This window comes from Paenibacillus sp. FSL R7-0331 (genome assembly GCF_000758645.1).
In the GTDB taxonomy this organism is placed as follows: Bacteria; Bacillota; Bacilli; order Paenibacillales; family Paenibacillaceae; genus Paenibacillus_AQ; species Paenibacillus_AQ camerounensis.
In genome coordinates this window covers 2394320-2412369 of record NZ_CP009284.1, presented here as the reverse complement: position 1 = coordinate 2412369, position 18050 = coordinate 2394320, and the positions used below count along the sequence as shown (strand labels likewise).

The 18050-nt window shown below is 52.0% G+C and carries 15 protein-coding genes; 10 read left to right on the top strand and 5 right to left on the bottom strand.

Going from position 1 to position 18050, the window contains the following annotated elements; translation table 11 throughout:
- Positions 1-375 precede the first annotated feature (375 nt).
- Both R70331_RS09815 and R70331_RS09810 read right to left on the bottom strand, forming a co-directional pair.
- Positions 376-1710, bottom strand: a complete 1335-nt coding sequence (locus tag R70331_RS09815) for a DRTGG domain-containing protein (RefSeq protein ID WP_042174967.1) — start codon at positions 1708-1710, stop codon at positions 376-378.
- Between the two features lie 214 nt (positions 1711-1924).
- Positions 1925-2209, bottom strand: a complete 285-nt coding sequence (locus R70331_RS09810) for a hypothetical protein (RefSeq protein ID WP_042174965.1) — start codon at positions 2207-2209, stop codon at positions 1925-1927.
- Positions 2210-2371: 162 nt separating this feature from the next.
- Here R70331_RS09810 and R70331_RS09805 point away from each other — a divergent pair, with 162 nt between their 5' ends.
- Positions 2372-2947: an LURP-one-related family protein gene (locus tag R70331_RS09805; RefSeq protein ID WP_042174964.1), complete on the top strand. Its 576-nt coding sequence runs from the start codon at positions 2372-2374 to the stop codon at positions 2945-2947.
- 87 nt (positions 2948-3034) lie between these two features.
- On the opposite strand, the gene R70331_RS09800 is transcribed toward R70331_RS09805, so the two are convergent.
- A complete protein-coding gene (locus R70331_RS09800) occupies positions 3035-3376 on the bottom strand; it encodes a YlbF/YmcA family competence regulator (protein ID WP_042174962.1) in 342 nt (113 codons plus the stop codon).
- Between the two features lie 183 nt (positions 3377-3559).
- On the opposite strand from R70331_RS09800, the gene R70331_RS09795 reads away from it, so the two are divergent.
- The 9 genes from R70331_RS09795 (at position 3560) to R70331_RS09755 (ending at position 14753) form a co-directional block, all read left to right on the top strand.
- Positions 3560-4927 carry a YheC/YheD family endospore coat-associated protein gene (locus tag R70331_RS09795; RefSeq protein WP_042174960.1) on the top strand — a complete coding sequence of 456 codons (1368 nt, stop codon included), beginning with the start codon at positions 3560-3562 and terminating at the stop codon, positions 4925-4927.
- A 10-nt stretch (positions 4928-4937) separates the two neighbouring features.
- A complete protein-coding gene (locus R70331_RS09790) occupies positions 4938-6107 on the top strand; it encodes a YheC/YheD family endospore coat-associated protein (RefSeq protein WP_042174958.1) in 1170 nt (389 codons plus the stop codon).
- A gap of 13 nt (positions 6108-6120) precedes the next feature.
- Positions 6121-7494, top strand: a complete 1374-nt coding sequence (locus R70331_RS09785) for a YheC/YheD family endospore coat-associated protein (RefSeq protein ID WP_042174956.1) — start codon at positions 6121-6123, stop codon at positions 7492-7494.
- On the top strand, positions 7491-8603 hold the full coding sequence (locus R70331_RS09780; RefSeq protein ID WP_042174954.1) for a YheC/YheD family endospore coat-associated protein: 1113 nt from the start codon (positions 7491-7493) through the stop codon (positions 8601-8603). Before R70331_RS09785 ends, R70331_RS09780 begins: the two co-directional genes overlap by 4 nt.
- Before the next feature lie 26 nt (positions 8604-8629).
- Positions 8630-9145, top strand: coding sequence for a GNAT family N-acetyltransferase (locus R70331_RS09775; RefSeq protein ID WP_042174952.1), 516 nt, complete (start codon positions 8630-8632; stop codon positions 9143-9145).
- The gene (locus R70331_RS09770; RefSeq protein WP_042174951.1) at positions 9127-10257 is read left to right on the top strand and encodes a YheC/YheD family endospore coat-associated protein; all 1131 of its coding nucleotides are present in this window, start codon (positions 9127-9129) and stop codon (positions 10255-10257) included. Before R70331_RS09775 ends, R70331_RS09770 begins: the two co-directional genes overlap by 19 nt.
- A gap of 1023 nt (positions 10258-11280) precedes the next feature.
- On the top strand, positions 11281-11595 hold the full coding sequence (locus R70331_RS09765) for a hypothetical protein (protein WP_042174949.1): 315 nt from the start codon (positions 11281-11283) through the stop codon (positions 11593-11595).
- Positions 11596-11748: 153 nt separating this feature from the next.
- Entirely contained in the window at positions 11749-12936 is a 1188-nt protein-coding gene (locus tag R70331_RS09760; RefSeq protein ID WP_042174948.1) for a C39 family peptidase, read from the top strand.
- 698 nt (positions 12937-13634) lie between these two features.
- Positions 13635-14753, top strand: a complete 1119-nt coding sequence (locus R70331_RS09755) for a tocopherol cyclase family protein (protein ID WP_042174946.1) — start codon at positions 13635-13637, stop codon at positions 14751-14753.
- A 520-nt stretch (positions 14754-15273) separates the two neighbouring features.
- Here the strand turns inward: R70331_RS09755 and R70331_RS09750 are convergent.
- Positions 15274-17007 carry a hypothetical protein gene (locus R70331_RS09750; protein ID WP_042174945.1) on the bottom strand — a complete coding sequence of 578 codons (1734 nt, stop codon included), beginning with the start codon at positions 17005-17007 and terminating at the stop codon, positions 15274-15276.
- A gap of 3 nt (positions 17008-17010) precedes the next feature.
- Entirely contained in the window at positions 17011-17994 is a 984-nt protein-coding gene (locus R70331_RS09745) for a sugar phosphate isomerase/epimerase family protein (protein ID WP_042174943.1), read from the bottom strand.
- Positions 17995-18050: the final 56 nt, after the last annotated feature.

The following is an 18050-nucleotide window of genomic DNA, read 5'->3' as shown; positions in this document are numbered from 1 at the left end:
TGTGCCAAAAAGCGGATCAGCAGCGCGTACGCTATTAAATCTACTTTGGGAGGCGCATCGGGCGGAAATAGTTTGATTTTCTCCAGATAATTTAGAGCACAGCGGATGGTGAGGGCATCTAGTTGGATTTTCTCCAGCTAAAAGCTTACACGGTTCCCAAAATGGGCCTCTTACAGGAATTTTGGTGGACTTTTTCCCGCTAAATCCTGGATTCCGCGTAAAGCCGGTGAATTAGGTGGCGTTTTTCCACTAATACTGCTGCTGGAAGCTTCAGAAAAAAGGCCAGCCAGAAGTTTCTGGCTGACCTGTTCATGCAAAGCAAATTCCTTCCAGTTGCTGTCTTTCCATCCTGCCTTGCTTCGCCGAACAGTCCGGTTAGCCGTGATCAATCGACTGCAGCATCAGCACAGCCTTGGCGACCATCGTGTCATTGTGGCTGATTTCAATCTCCAGCTTGCAGGTCCGGCGGCTGATCTCCAGCAGCTTGGGCATCACGATGATCGAGTGCTCAATCTGCACCGGACGGATAAAGTAGGTAGACATATTATCCAGCACATAGTCGTTGCCGGTAATATCTTTGGCTGCTTTGAAGGCAGACCGGGTCATCAGGGTGGACAGGACGCCTTCTGAAATGGTACCCAGGTCTGTCGCCATCTGCGGAGTAATGAAGCCGTGGAAGAACAGCTTCCCTTCTTCATCGCGCTCCTCGGCAAAGCCGTTCCAGATCAGATGATCGAACGTCTCGCCCAGCTGCGGCTGGTTGCTGACATCGCGCAGGCTCTGCAGCACCTCACGGCGGGTAAGCGAGCCGACCAGCTTGCGGTTGCGGTCCACAATCGGCAGGAAGTCGATCCCCTCCCACATCATGATCTGCGCCGCCGAAGCCAGCGAGGTCTGCAGCGCCGCTGTTACCGGACTGCGGACCATTGCCTTTTCAATGCTCTGCCCTTCCTGCAGCTCCTCCACATCACGCCGGCCTACTATGCCGATAACGCGGTTCCACTCATCCGTCACAGCAAAGCGCTGCTCCCCGCTGGAGAGCGCCAGCTGCCGCAGCTCGCCAACCGTACTGGAGATCTTCAGCGTGTTCAGCCTCGGCTTGCTCTCCAGAATATCCTCGACCAGCATAATCTTTTTCTTGATCAGCCGGTCAAAGATGGCCCGGTTAATCATCGAAGCCACCGTAAACGTATCATGCCTTGAGGAGATCACCGGCAGATCCAGCTCGTCCGCCAGCGCCTTAACCTCACGGCTTGTACCGAAGCCGCCCGTGACAAGCACACCTGCCCCCTGCTCGAGAGCCAGTGAATGCACGTCATCACGGTTGCCCACAATCAGCAGGCTGTCGGCATCAATATAGCGGATCATTGCATCTACCTTCATCGCACCGATTATATATTTATGCAGATGCTTATTCAGCCCGTCAGCTCCGCCGAGCACATGCCCCTCTACAATATCTACAACATCCGCGAAGGTAAGCTGATCGGAAATGTTCCTCGGTTTCTTTTCAACCCTGACAGTGCCGATCCGCTCCTTCGTAATCACAATGCCGAGGTTCTCAGCCTCCTTCACCGCCCGGTAAGCCGTCCCCTCACTCACTACCATTTCCTTCGCCAGCTTGCGTACAGAAATTTTGGTGCCTACCTTGAGACCTTCGATATGCTGCAGCAGTTGTTCATGCTTTGTAATGTTATCGCCTTGTCCTTCCAACTGTTACACCCCCATACCCCAATCTGTACTATTCTGTACTCATTATACAGCCGGAATTTGCAGAGTACAACTGCCCGCAGAAGGCCAAATAAGGTAACTCCGTGAATGATTTCAGCACCAAAAAAGCCCGGACCGCCGTTTCCGGCAGCCAGGCTTCTGGATCTATCTTCTAGGGCCGGCAGAGCGTATAAATCCCGGTATCCCGGCATTCCTCCTACAGCCGCTGCGACATTCTCGCTTCCTCGTTCCACTTGCCCTGCCACTGCTCCAGCTTGTGCCTGCGGACCGCCTCCAGCTGCTTCTGCTTCTCTTCATCCACCCCGATGATGAAATGCAGATGCGCGGCAATAATCAGAAAGGCAAACACACACCAGACAACACCGAAGCCCAGCACCCAGCTTGGCCCGTTCTGAAACGACAGCTGAGGCAGGGCATAGAGCAGCATAGCCAGCGCGATCAGCAGATACATGATGTGCTTGAACTTGTTTCTTTTTTTCATCGCAAACAGCTCCTTCAACTGAATCTATATCTCTACTCTATGAGCCGTCTGCGGAATTTATGAGACAAGTCTGCAAAATTTAAAATCTGTTCAGGCAAATTAATATAGCACCGCCCGCAGTCATATGAGATGATGTATACAATTATTAGGAGGCGATAGTAGTTGAATAAGGCGTATGGCTATACGGAGTATACGATCCGCAAGAAGATTTTTTCGATTATGAGCACCAAGCTGCACATTTATAACAGCTCAGAGGAGCTGGTATTATACTCACAGATGAAAGCTTTTAAGCTAAAAGAGGATATCGCGCTGTACACGGATGAGTCCATGGAAAGAGAGCTTTTGCGGATCAAGGCACGGAGTATTATTGACTTTAGTGTCACCTTTGACGTGGTGGACTCTGAGACTGGTGAGCATGTGGGGGCGCTGCGCCGCAAGGGACTCAAATCGATCCTGAAGGATGAATGGATTATTCTCGACAGGCATGACCAGGAGCTCGGGCTGGTGAAGGAGGACAGTACCTTTATGGCGCTGCTGCGCCGGGTGATCTCGTTTATTCCGCAAAAATACAGCGTCGAGCTGCAGGGGGATCCGATCCCGACCTACAGCCAGAATATCAACCCGTTCGTTACCAAAATCACCGCCGATTTCTCCGGCGACCGCACCGGCCAGCTTGACCGCAGGCTTGGGCTGGCTGCCGGAATTCTGCTCTGCGCCGTCGAAGGCAAGCAGGATTAGCAGGCTTAACACACAAAAGGGGATTCTCCAGCCAACCGGCCGGGGAGTCCCCTTTTGCTTATTCTGCTCCAGCGGGAGCACAAATGATTAACGTCCGCCGTACATTTGCGACAGGCTGTCCGTAATGATCTTGTTCACATCTTCAATGACAACACTGAGGCGGCGCTCAGCGTCGAACAGCCGGCGGATGCCGAGATTCAGGTTAAGCACCTCGAACAGCTTCTCCATTTTTTCCATTTCCTCCTGCGGAGGCATTTCCCCGTTCATCATCCGCTGCTGCAGCTCAATCTGGTTCTGGCGGAAATTGTCGAGCATCTGCTTGCTCTCCGGATCACCCTCGATCACCTTCATGGCACTGCTGATATCGGAAAACTCGCTGCTTTCTTTGATGGCTTTTGCCAGTTCATGCGCTTTATCAATTACGTTCATTCTGTTACCTCCTGAAATTGTTGTTGTGTCTGCTGTCTGCGGCAATAGCAAATTCCGCCCGGCACGGCTTTTTACAGAATAGGTCAATCACCAAGGGTCAGATGTCTCCATATGATGAATGATAGGTAACCCTTATGATTCATAATTGCCGGCATCATGCTGCCTACCGGAAGGAGATCCACGATGTCTAAGTTCAAGATCCCGGTCCAAACGGTCCACTCGGGCATCCTGCAGGAAAACGCGATAATGCTTGGCGACAAATCAATGAAAAGGCTCAAGATACCGGCTCACGGCGTCATCCAGCTGAGCTTCGGCTCATTCAGACAGGAGGTTACTGTCATTCCGGTCCCCAAAGCCGAAAGCCTGCGCGTTAGCGAAGGGCTGGCCCGGCGGCTCGGCTGGAGAGGGCGTCCTGCCCTCAATGCCACCTACAGCACCGGAAGCCGCACCCTGCGGCTCGGGCCGCTGATCGGAGTGCTGGTGAGCCGGGACCATCCTGACCAGCCGGACAGAGTGTTCGGACAGATCACGATGTTCTGCCGGGAGCTTACCAATGCCTGCCAAGCACAAGGTGCCTATGTATATTTCTTTACCCCGGAGGCGCTGGAAGCACGCAGCTCTTCCATCCAGGGCTGGGTATACGACGAGGGCTGGCGGAAGCTGAGTCTTCCTGTCGCCGATGTTATCAATAATCGGCTTACTACGCGCAAGGTGGAGAACAAACCTAGCGTACAGCATTTTCTGGCGGATGTAAAATCCCGCTACGGAACCCATTTCTTCAATGAGAAGTTCCTTGACAAAACCGAGGTATTCGAAGCGCTGGCCCAGGATGCCGCCCTGCAGCGGTATTTGCCGGAATCACATGCCTTTAACGGTTTTGCAGTCCTAAAAAAAATGTGCAACAGCTACTCCAGCGTCTTTCTGAAGCCTGTGCGCGGCAGCCTGGGTAAAGGCATCCTGCGCATCTCCAGAGAAGAAGGCGGAGGCTACCGGCTGCTGTCCACAACGCCGATGGGTACGCGCAAGCAAAGCTATCCCAGTCTGGCAAAGCTGTTCCAGTCGATATCCCCCAAGATGAAAACCACCCGCTTCCAGATTCAGCAGGGTCTCCCCCTGATGGAGCTGGGCAAACGGCCGGTAGATTTCCGGGCGCTGGTTCAGAAGAACGGAACCGGCAAATGGGGGGTTACTTCCATTGTAGCCCGCACCGCCGGGAGCAATCATTTTGTCTCTAATCTTGCCCGGGGCGGTACGCTCAGCACCGTAAAGGAAGCCATCAGCAAAAGCAATCTCCCGGCAGGAATGAAGGAAAGCTCTCAAGTGCAGCTTCCCCGGGCGGCGCTGGCAATTGCCAGAGGTGTCGAAACCTTTATCCCCGCACACTTCGGGGAGCTGGGCATTGACCTCGCTCTGGACCAGTCGGGCCGGATCTGGCTGCTGGAGGTCAACTCCAAGCCGTCCAAAAACGACAACACGCCGCTGAATGACCAGAAGATCAGACCGTCCGTGAAACAGATGATTCTATATTGCCGCTACCTGGCCGGTTTATAAGGAGGACACCATGACAGAGACAGCACAGAGATTCCTTGGTATCATGACCGGCCGGCGCCAGGGACATCCGCCGATTGCCGAGCCGGAGTTCTGCAGCCAGCTTAGCGCAGCGGCTCCGCTGTTCGATCTGAAGGTGCTCGTATTCCATCCTGAGGGTGTATCCAAAAACGGAGATTCCATAACCGGCTATGCCTGGACGGAGGGCCGGTGGCAGCAGACCGTCGCTCCTGCACCCGATGTTCTGTACAACCGCTGTTTTTATTCATGCCCGCAGGAGAGAAAGGCAGCGGCTGCGGCGCTTTCCGCACTATCCGGTACCATTCCCTGGTCACGGGGGCTGCCCGATAAGTGGAGGGTCTGCGGGATTCTCCGGCGCAGCCCTGAGGCTGCACCTCTGCTGCCCGAGACCAGACTTTACACCGGCCCGGACGAACTTAGCTCCATGCTTGCGGAACGGGAATACGGCGTATTCCTCAAGCCTAAGGCCGGGTCCCACGGCAAGCGTACCTTGCATGCCAGGCTGCTAAGCAGGAAGCAAGGCGGGGGATTAGGCGTCCGGGGGCGGGACGGGGACAATGAACCCTTCCTTCATCATTTCAGAACACTGGACCAAGGTCTGCAGTGGATTCACCGGTTCACCGGGAAGCACAGCTACATTATGCAGCCTTATCTGCATCTGACCAGCAGCCGGGGCCAGCCCTTTGATGTCCGGGTGCTGATGCAGAAGAACGGGCGCGGCGCCTGGACGCTAACCGGCATGGCCGTTAGGCTCGGCGGGCACGGGAGCCTTACCTCCAATCTGCACGGCGGAGGCACAGCAGTTGCCGTACTGCCTTTTCTGCTTGCAGAGTTTGGCTCTACCGGGGCTGAGCTGCATGACGATCTAGCCGCAGCGGCAGCCCTCCTCCCTCCCCTGCTGGAGGAATCCTGCGGCAGGCTCGGGGAGCTGGGCCTCGATTTCGGGATCGACGCCGGAGGCAGAATCTATCTGCTGGAGGCCAATTCCAAGCCGGGGCGAACGGTGTTCCGGCTGACGGGTGACAGGCGGGCTGCTAAGCTCGCAGCCGAGAACCCGCTGCGTTATGCGCGTCACCTGCTGCTGCACTCACCGGCAGGCCGCAGAAACAGCAGCTATAATACGCTCCGCTACAGACAGGAGAATGAAATCAATGGTTCCTAAGGAGGATTCATCAATGAGTCTCACTTTTTGCAACGTGCATTTCACCAAGCAGCCCCAAAGAGTGGTTTACGTGTCGGGTGAACTGATGAAAAGCCTGAAACTATCCGGCAAAAAAAATATCCGCCTGCGGCTCGGCAAGGATGCCATTCCGGCCATGATCAAACCGATTAAGCGGGCAGGCAAGCATCTGTTCCTGGCTTCAGGCGTCAAGAGCGCCATCAAGGTTCCCAAAACGGGCGGCATCTATCTGCGCAATCTGCAGAATGATGAGGTGCAGCTCGGCCCGCTGGTCGGCATTCTGTCCGACGGGCCTACCTCATCCGTCAATCCCTTCGGGTCCCGTACGGGCTTCATTAAGCAGCTGCTGCGCGAAGGCAGCAACAAATGCTATATTTTTGCCTTTACGCCGCGCGACATTGACTGGCAGAAGGAGCAGGTCAACGGCTTTTTCCTGAATGCCAGTGACAAATTTGAGCGAAAGCTTGTCCCGCTGCCGGATGTCGTGTACAACAGGCTGCCTAGCCGCCGGGCCGAAACCTCTCCATACATCAATCAGCTCCGCGAACGGTTCGGGCGGAAGCGGATTCCCTATTTCAACTGGAGCTTTTTCAATAAATCGGATGTATACCGACTGCTCGAGAACGACAATGCAGCCTACCGCTACGTACCTGAGACCGTCTCTAACCCCAGCTCAGAAAAAATGCGGGAAATGCTGGACCGTCATCACTTCGTATACTACAAGCCGTCTGCCGGAAGTCTGGGACACGGCATTTACCGTCTGACCTACCTGCCCAAGAAAGGCTATTTTGCCCGTTACCGTAAGGGCGGCAAAAATGTGCTGCTGCGCTTCACCAGCTTTGACAGCCTGATGCGCATGCTGCGCTCCCGCCACGGCCAGAACCTCCAGAACTATGTGGTGCAGCAGGGTATCCGCCTGATTGAGATCGACGCCTGCCCGATCGATTTCCGCTTTCATATGCACAAAAACGGCAGCAACCAGTGGGTCGTAGTCGGCATTGGAGCCAAAAAAGCCGGCCGCGGCAGTGTCACTACCCATCTCAAGAACGGAGGAGCCCTGCTCACTCCACAGCAGGCGCTGGGCCGGGTATTCGGTGCAAGGTCCGATGAAGTGCTGCAGCGGGCCAAAACGACTGCCGTCAAGCTGGCAGAGGCGCTGGAAATCCAGCACCGCCATCTGCTTGGCGAAATCGGGTTTGACCTTGGCATTGACCAGGATGAAGATATCTGGATGTTTGAGGCGAATGCCAAACCGGGACGTTCCATCTTCCGTCATCCTTCCCTGCGTGCTGAGGGCAAAGCTTCCGTTGAGCATATTCTGGAGCACTGCCTGTATCTCAGCAAATTCCGCAGGAGGGATGAACTGTGAATACCCGCTCCCCTGACTCCGGCAAACCGGTAATTGCTATACTGACAACCAGCGACAGGCTGAAGCAGTTCCGCGGCAACCGGAACAACTTCCGTGACATCATCCGTACCGGCAAGGAAATGGGTTATCTCGTCTATGTCGTCACCGTCCGCGACCTGAAGTTTGAGGAGCAGACGGTGAACGGCTTCATCCCTTCGCCCAGCGGAAGGATCTGGTATAACGCCCCCATGCCCCTGCCTCAGGTCATCTACAACCGGATTCCAAACCGGGATGAGGAAGAGAAAGCCCCGGTCGCCCGCAAAATAGCCGAATGCCTGGAGCATGACTCCATCCAGATGTATAACCCCGGCTTTTTCAACAAATGGAATCTGTTTGAATGGCTCAAGGAATCGAAGGTTACCGTCCGGCATGTGCCTAAAACAAGACGCCTGCGCAGTGCAGCCACGCTGGTTGCGATGCTCAAAAATCATGACAGCCTCTATCTGAAACCAGAGAACGGCAAGGCCGGCAAGGGCATTATGCGGCTTAAATACGCGGCGGAGGCTCCCCTCCCCTTCAGGCTGCAAATCCAGGGCGGTAAAAAGAATATAACCTACAAGGCTGCCTCCATCGACCGCCTGTGGAGCCGGATCAAGAGAGAAAAAGGCATTGCTCAATATATCGCGCAGCAGGCCATCGGGCTGGCTACCCACCGCGGCCGCCCCTTTGATCTGCGGGTGCTGCTCCAGAAAAACGGGCGCGGCGCCTGGGCGGTGACCGGAATCGGCGCCCGGCTGGCCGGCGTCCGCAGCATTACCACCCATGTGCCCCGCGGAGGCAGCATCGAGGAGCCTGCGGCTATGCTGGAGGGAACCTTCGGTACTGAGCGGGCTGCCTCCATCCTCAAAAACGTCCCGACCACCGCCCTGCTGATCGCCCGCCAGATTGAGCGGGCTTCGGGGGCTATGCTCGGTGAGATGTCGATGGATCTGGGCGTCGACGAGGAAGGCGGCCTCTGGTTCTTCGAGGCCAATTCACGCCCGATGAAATTCGATGAGCCGGCCATCCGTAAGCTGTCGCTGGAGCGGATCTTCCAGTACAGCCACCATCTTGCCCGGCAGGGCAAATAGAATCCTCCAAAAAGGAAGTGAACCCCATGCAGATCTCTTCTATATATGACAGTAATCCTGACCGCTGGAAAGCAAGAATCGCCGGGCTGCTTGATTTCCTCCGGGAATACGGAGACCGGCGGATCACTCTGCGCGGCTGCCGCGAGCTTGCCCGGCTAACGCCGGAACAGCTCGCGGTTCCCGGCGTCTCTCTCCTCGTCGCAACAGTCCGCGGACAAAGCGGCCGGCAGCTGGCCGGCATCAGCTTTGTCTCCGGCTACGGTAAGGAAGCCTGCCTGGTTGCCGTTCACCCCTTATACAGGGGCCGCCATACCGGTACAGCACTGCTGTCAGCCCAGCTGCAGCGCCTGGGCCGGCTGGAATGCCTGGTGGCCTCCGATAATCCGGCCAGCCTGAAGATGTGCTTCAACAGCGGGCTGGCTGCTGTTGACCTGATAAGCGGCCCGACAGGCAAGCCCACGCTGCTGCTGCAGTCGCCTTCCGGCCGCAGCGCGGCAACTCTCCCACAAGAAGGTGAACTCCTGTGCCAGAACCCGTCTTAGGTATCCTGACCCTGTATTTAAATGACGCCAAGCAGCTTGAGGAGCGCAGTGTCTACCGGAGGATGATCATCGAAGGCCGCAAGCTCGGCCTGGATGTTTTCGTATTTACCCCGATGGACGTCAACGCCGCCAAGGATCAGATTCATGCCATGATCTATGACCCGGCGAGCGGTAAATGGTCGCGTAAATGGCGCTCTTTTCCGAACATGATCTATGACCGCTGCCGGATTCAGCGCAGCTCCCGGTTCGAGCAGCTGCTGCGCTTCCGTTCACGCTATAACCATCTGACCTTTCTGAACCGTCCGCTGCGCAACAAATGGACGATCCACCAGACCTTTTCACAAAAGACCCGCTTCCGTCAGCATATGCCCGAGACGCTGCTCTACCAGTCTTCGTCTGACCTGCTGCGGATGCTGAAAACAAGCCCGGTGGTCTATGTGAAGCCGGTTAACGGTACGGGCGGACGCGGCATTTTGCGGATCGAACGGCTCAAAGAGGGGCAAAGCCTCTACGATATTCAAGGCCGCCGCCTGAGCCGGCAGATTATTGCCCCGCGCAAGGTGACGCTGGCGAAGCTGGAGGCTATCGTCCGCCAGTGGTGCGCCGGCGGGCGCTTCCTCGTCCAGCAGGGCATCCCGCTGCGCCTGCCGGGCGGGCGCTTCCACGACTACCGCATGCTCGTGCAGAAGAACGGGCAGGGCATATGGGAGCTGACCGGCATGGCCGGCCGCGTCGGCGCTGCCCGCAGCGTCACCTCGAACCTGCACGGCGGCGGGCATGCCGTCCGTGCAGAGGTGCTGCTGAAGGAATGGCTAGGCAGCACCGAGAAGGCCGACAAGACCATGAAGTCGGCCGAGAAGCTCGGCCTGGAGGCGGCAGCCTTCCTGGAGGAGAGCTTCGGCACGTTATGCGAGCTGGCGCTCGACCTCGCGATCGACCGCCAGGGCCGGATCTTCGTGCTGGAGGTCAACCCCAAGCCGGCCCGCGAGGTATTCGCACGCACCGGCGACGCCGCCACCTACCGCACAGCGCTGGTCCGTCCGCTGGAGTACGCGCTGTGGGTGCACAAGAATAAGAATGCGCCTGCCCCGGCTAAGGCGGCAGAGGAATAAAACAGATGGCCCCTGCTCCGGCTTCTCCGGGCAGGGGCCATCTGTTGATTACAGTAAAAGAAGCGCCTGAACACCTGGTCTGTGCAGCTGATTTGGACACTTAACGAGTACATCTGTGTGCACAGGACAGTTGCTCTATCGGCATGGCTCATGTATCCGCGGCTGTTGATTTAGCTGTTGAACTGTCCTTTGATCGGCTTTTGATTTCGCTTTTGATTTCGCTCTTGATTTGGCGGTTAGTTCGTCTGTTGTTTGGCTCCTGATTCCGCTGTGCTGCAGCTATTCCGCAATCCCCCCTCCATTAGCAGCTCATTTACATTTAGTTGGATTTCCGCCAACTAATGCCACTAATTTGCACCTTGCGCCGGCATTACCTGGAAAAAAGCAACCTATTTCAGACGAATCCCCCACTTTGAAGCAAATCCGGTGTGATTAGGTGACCTTTTTCAAACTAATATTATATAAAGGCTGTTTGACGAAGAATTAGCAGGCGTTTTTCCATTTAATCTATTCAAAATGTGCTTTAAACATCAAATAATTGAAATCTGATGTGACTGCAGCGAGATATACGATTTGTTAGGCAAAACCAGCAGAAGCCAACAATACCCGCAGGCTACATGAATAAGGTGTAACAGGTGCTCTACATGACCGGCGTAACGTATTACCACGCAATACTTAGCAACAAGCCGTATATCAAAACAAAAACACATCCCTTTCTTTTTACTTTTTGGTTTTTTTTGTAATATAATGATCTGTATATATAGATTGAACTTGTAAATTTAAGTTAAGGGAAGAGTGGCGGAGGGGAATTTCGGAACTGTAGGAGCGGTAGCGTCCGCCTTTGTCTTCGGATTTCTACCGCTATAAGCGGTTTAAATCAGGAAATCTGAAGACAACAGCGGCCGGAAGTCCAAATATTCTCTGGAGTCACGGTTAATCCCAAAACAGAAAAATCATTAGTTCAATCTATATAGTTTCAATAACTATTCATTCATAACTATATCTCAGGGAGGATTAAGAATAATGAAACGGAAACATTTATGCTTTATTTTAATTATCTTAATAAGCTTAATAGGAATATATGTCCTGTTCTTTGGATTACCCTGGAAATCTATAGCACTAAAAAAACAATTCGAAATTTACTTAGAAGATAAATATCAAATCGAATTCAAGCTAAACAAAATGGACTTTGATTTTATGCACCGCACTTACCTTACTTATGCATACCCTGTAAGTGACCCTACTCTTGTATTTTATGTAGGTCAAGATATTGAAAACAAAAAAATTCATGATCTATATCAATATGAATTGGACAAACGTAAGGCTGGAAGGAAATAATGCAATTTCACATTTCAGAAAAAAGGAAGAACTAAATAAATCCGCAATTTTCATCCCATAAGTTTATTTAATTGTTATAATATGCTAAAATTTGTAACGGAAGGAGGATATTTTTTACATATCTTGTTTACTAACTTTTAAGGAGATGATAGATTGTCTAGTAAAAAATCAATGTTGATAATTTTAGTGATTATTTTATTCGCTTCAGGTGCTTGGATTGCCCCCACACATGCTAATACCAAAAGTGAAATCATCCCTGTTGACACTGCTAAACAAGTTGTTGAAAACGATATCAAATCTTTAACTCCCGAACACGAGTTTTTTGGACTTTGGGACAATGCGAAAGTTGTTCATCGTTCAGACCTATATGATATTCATGATAATATTATGGGCTATTACTTTCAGCTAATTGATGAAGGAAAGAGCATAGGATATTATGTTTCCGGAGCTAGATATGATATTACACCGATATTGGAATACAGCAGTGCACCCGCAAAAGAATCATTGGAATCAGCGGAACCAGGCAAGAGGATTTATTATTTCGGAGGAGAAAATCAAGCCACTGCTTCTAATGCTGATGAACTAATAGTTCAGGTGGAATTAGGAGTACAAACGTATAACGAAAAACTACAGGAACAAAAGAATATAACTTCTGCTTCAAAGCTGACTTTGGCAAATGTACTTAGTAAATTAGAACTGAATCAGGATCTTAACGCTCCTCAGCAATGGCAACAGAAACTAAACTCGAATATTTCTTTATTAGCTTATCCTTCTGCTTATTATTTGGCCGTTCCATCTATGAATCAATATCAAGCTGGTGTTAATCATCCTAAAAGCGCATGCGGTCCTACTTCCCTATCTATGGCTATTCAATATTTAGATAGTATAGGACTCAATGTTCATGATATGCAGACATATTTTAATAGTTCAGAATCTCAAATGATAAATGGGATGTATAATTTACTGGGAACAGGTATTTTTGGTACATCAGCAGGAAATATGTCGTACATGACATCGTATTTGCTAAATATGCATATGAGCGGATGGACAGCAACAAATGTCAACGGAAGTTCCTCTGGTGCAATAGATAAATATAAAGACCGAATTGTCAGCTCAAGACCTCCTCTGGTGATGTGGGATACATTTGGATTGAATTTCCTTTTCCCTTGGCTTGATCCAGCAGTTAGTTGGCATTGGCAGACAGGAAATGGATACAGAACTGCTAATGGTATCTTTGAGCTTGGCGTTAAGGATCCTAGCAGTAATTATACTGATTCCAAATACTATAACTGGAATGCTAATAAAAATTACTTCCTCTTCACTTCTTACTCACAACAGTAATCTTCATATAAAGGAACCTGCCAGTTTAAAGAACTATTAGCTGCTCTTTCACCCACGTCTATAATGATGTGGGTTTTCTTGTACTGCCCCAAGTACCCATGTGCCGTTCTCCCTCCATCAGCAGCTCATTAGCATTTAGCTGGATTTCCGCTACAGCTGTTGATTACCCTGTTTCTAGAATTTTAAGTTACTGGATAGCAACGCCCACCATTGAGATCATGCTCATTTCCTGTGGTTTCAGTTACCCGATGCACTTCACCCCGGTCCACGATGAGCGCAAGGTGGAGTTTATCCCTGATTTCCCACGCGAATGGGAGTTCAAGGAATTCGGCCTGCCCCCACGAAGACCTGAGTGGAATCGGCGACAAGCAGTTCTTTTGGAATGCCAAGGGAACGCTTTATTTTACAATTGCACAGCTCAATCATGATACCCAGCAAACGTTTGAAGAGTACACAAGGAACCCGTTTCGCTTTTTCTTTTCTTTACAAGACAAGTGTTAATGCGGAGGTACTCGGTAAATCACTCCATCTGTCTTCTGACTACACTTTGTGAAACGGTTCTCCAATCACCTGCTTCATTCGTATTAGTCTGCTCTCATATTGGTGAATAATGTTATATAAAGTGCTGACAAACGCTTGACTCTTCACCAGAATAACTTGAAAATTAAATAAGATAATGAATTTAGAGGTGATAACTCATGAATAAACAAGATAGTAGCCGAAATATGTACATGCTGAAGAAAAATCCGCTTGCTTCCAAAGGCTATGACTGGTGGTGGCACTCCTTTACCGGAAAACATCAGGAGACCGGTGAGGAAAAAGCTTTTTTTATTGAATACTTCATTATTAATCCCTCCCTTGGAGGAAACGAGCCCATTTTCGGACAGTTGAGAGATACTGTGAATAAGCCGTCCTACGTGATGGTCAAAGCTGGATATTGGGGGGAGGACGCCAGGCAGATTCACAACTTTTATGGCATAAATGAATTAAAGATGGATGATAAAAAACTGGAGCTTACTGTGGGCAGCTGCACCCTGAGCGAAACCTTCATGAGCGGCAATGTATCCTTATCGGAGGAGGACAAGGCTGCACATCCAGAATACATGAGCGACAGCGGCAGTATGAGCTGGAAGCTTGATATCAACAAAAAGGTAGCCTTCAACGTGGGATACGGAGCATCACCCTTTTTCAGGGCCATCAATGCATTTGAAATGTTTTGGCATGCAGAAGGGATGAAGACGGAATACTCTGGAGAAGTGATCGTAAACGGGGCCCCCTACATAGTACTTCCTGAAACCTCATACGGCTACGCTGATAAAAATTGGGGAGCGGATTTCACAAGCCCTTGGGTCTGGCTTAGCAGCTGCAATCTGACAAGTAAAATTAGCGGAAAGCCATTGAAAAACTCTGTGTTTAATGTCGGTGGGGGAAAGCCGAAAATATTCGGAATGCCGTTGGATCGCAAATTGCTTATCGATTTCTACTACGAAGGCAAAAGTTATGAATTCAATTTCTCGAAATTCTGGACGTTCACCCGAACCCGCTTCGACTGTTATGAAACAGAGCAGGATTTGGTATGGTCAATCTTTTCACAGAACAGCAAATCTGCTATTCAAATAGACGTATCCTGCTCTAAGAAGGAAATGCTGCTAATCAACTATGAAGCGCCAAACGGCAAGAAGCTCCACAATCGCCTCTGGAACGGAGGTACAGGTCATGGAGAGATCAAGTTGTATAAAAAACATAGCGGGAAGCTTATTATCATTGATGAATTGAAGGTGGCTAATATGGGCTGCGAATATGGAGTATACGATTGATATAGCTACTCGAGGGGCAGTTGGTCCATGAACTGATCAATCTGCTCCAGTAGTATAAGTCACAAAGCCCCCTTATCATCAACCTTCTATTAAACTGTAGAATCTAACTTCCCCGCCTGCGGTTTCGGCAATTAGTATGTCATTCCGCTCTTTTACACTGAATATCTTAGTGCCTGCCTTCAGCTTATTTGCAGTCCCGTTCTTGAATTCTTTACCATGCTCCCGCTGCTCTGCCCGGTAAACTCGCTGTAACGGACACAGATAACCTTATTTTGGCTAAAATCCGGTTTTTGAAGCGCTAACGGACTCCAGTGACTTTATTGTCTGAAATTTCTCCTCTAACGGACTATTATAGGTCGATAAAGGCGCTACGGTCCGTTAGCCTCGTGATTGTCCTCTGCATACGAAATAAGGTCGCTCAGGTCCGTTAAAAGTTAGTTGGCAGCGGTTTACAGTGGCAGTTGGTGCATCCACCCAGGGTAAGCACCATACTTGCCATAATAAAAAATCAGCCTCTCCGTTAGGAGAGACTGATTCGCAGCGTATAATCCAGCGGCGTTATAAGCGTCACGATAACCTTCTGGCAGCCGTCCGGATAGCTCATACCGCGGACTTCGGCCAAATGGTGCTCATGGCTGCCGTCTGTAAGCTCCATCCAGTCCCCTCCGGAGCTGTAACGCAGCTTGCCGGATTTCCAGAAGGAGGTCTCCTTCATTCCCGGAACCGGCGCAAGCGCCTCTCCCGCAAGCGTCCCTTCACTGCCGAAGAGCAGTACAATCTGGGTCAGTACATCCTCCGGCGATGGCGCGGTAAAATGCAGCTCCCAGCCCCCGCTGTGCTCGCTCACCCGGACGGATACTTTACTGGTCTGCGAATGGGTAAGCAGCCTTTCGCCATGCGGCAGCAGATACCAGGGACTTGCGGGCAGTCCTTGGCGCGGCGGCAGCTTGTCTGCGGGAATCGTCCCGTAATAGCCCTTATCGCCCGTGGATTCCAGCAGAAAGCCCGCTTCAGTCTCCTTCAGGGAATCCATCGTAATCAGCCCCGGCTCGAAGCTGGAAGCCAGTTGTACACCAAGCAGCCTGGCCTTGCCATGCCTCAGTGAGAACAGGGAGGACGCCTCGGTCATCACGCTCACGCTAGTAGAGCCGCTACGGACTCGGGCAACAGGAGCGCCGAATTCGGTATGCTGCTTGCTGTGACGGACAGGGCCGCCGTAGCCGTCCTGCCCGATCCGCTCCAGCAGCTCCCGGCGGTTGAACGCGCCGTTGATCACCTTGCGGTACCGGTCAGGCAGCTCGCCCGGCTGAACCGCAGCTGATTGAAGCTGCGGGTACAGCAGAAAGCCAAGCATGATCTGATTCGGCAGTGAGCCGGGATGATTCACCGAGCGGCCTGCCAGCTCTGCCAGGGCAGCAAACTCAGCATCCCCATCATGCTCGGCCATCAGCTTGTAGCACAGATAGTAGTCCGCCAGCGAGAATACGCTGCCGAAGTCCTGGCGTCCCGAATAATCGGTCACCACTTCCCCGTCCGGGTGGACAAGATATTTCATCATCCGCAGATTCAGGCGGACCGGCTCAAGCAGCTCAGGCCGGTTCAAGTCCCGGGCGGCATAATAGAGCATGATGTCACTGACAGTGTTGTAGATCCCGTTGCTCCGCTCCGTCCACTCTCCGTCCGGGGTGATATCCATCCCCTCCTGCAGCCATTCCTCCGCTCTGTGCTTCAGCTCATCTTCCCCGAAAATCCGGTACAGGGAGCCGAGCGCAGCAGTCAGCACCCAGCGGTGATTGGGCGTATGTACTCCGCCGGTCAGCATCGCCGGAAAGGTCCGCTGCAAAAACATGCCGATCATGTTCTGTACCGTGCAGGCAGGCTCCCATGCCTGCTGCTCCAGCAGTGTATAGATATTAGCCAGCCCCACTACAACAAAGGCTGTATCCGGCGGTGAATGATAATTGGTCCAGCCCGGTGATATCGTGCCGTCTTCGTGCTGAAACCGCAGCATGAAATCCACTGCCTGCTGCAGCCGCTGAAGCAGCGCCGGATCGCGGTAATACTGTGACTGCGGATTGGACAGTGCAGCGGCCCAGGCCGCAATGTACTGGGCGGTACCGGTATGATTCGGCCAGGCTACACCACTCAGCGGATCACGCACCCCTCCGGAATAGCGGCTAGCCCGGTCTGTTATTTGCATAGCCAGTGATTCCTCTGTCCACTTGTCATTTATAGCCGTTATTCTATTGAACATTCGCTATTCCCCTCCAACTGTCCGCGCAGGATGTCCCCCTGTGCGCCGGGCTATTTTTGAAACAAGGAGCTGATGGCTCCGCTCAATATCCTCCGGACTGCAGGCCGCTTTCAGCTCATACACCTTGACCGGTGCCTGCGCAATAATATCAAGAAACGAATCGAAGCTTTCTTCATCCCCGCTGTGCACATAGGGACACCAATGATCCGATAAGCCAATTGTTTCGTGTATATGAACGCCTACAATATCTTCGATCATTGCATTCGCTTCATTCACATTGTCATAGAGCCCCATCCGGCCCATCATCATACCGTGGCCGATGTCATACCACAGTCCGAGCGGTGCTCCCTTCAGCCCGGAGATAATAGACCTGGCTTCCTCAATTGTCGGCATCTGGTTACAGCGCGAACGGGTCTCAATCCCGAATTTCACTTTATACCCTCGTCTTGCCGACTGCCCGCACACCTCGTCAAGGCTGTCCGTGATACGCTGAATATAGCCGTCGCTTAAAGCTTCACGGCGTTCAATCATTTCGGACCACAGCTTCTGGTACGCGGCAGACTCCCGGCCTTCCCTGGTATAAATCTCTTTAAGCTGATGGTCAATGTCATGGTCAAAAGGCACCTCACCGGGATGCACTACAACAGCCTCAGCCCCATAACGGTGGGCGTATTCGGCTGACTGCAGCAGCAGCTCTACCGCCCTGCTCCGCCGCTCCTTATCCTCGAATCCAAGCAGCACAGAATCTGTACCGTAATCGGGATCGGCTATATGCGGGAATGTATTGTGCACACTGGAAATGCCGATCTCCCCGCGTTCGATCAGCGGCTCAATGGTCTGCAGCATTTCCCGGGTTACATTATAGTTCAGTTCAACTCTGGAGAAGCCCAGCGAACGGATTTCCTCAATCATCCGGGCACCGGAATCATGCTTTCTGATATTCCAGCAGGTCGAGAAGGCGTATTGCTCTTTTGATGTGAATTCCACTCCTGATCACCCTCTCTTTATCATTATTAGAAGAAGTAATTTTTACTCCCGCACTG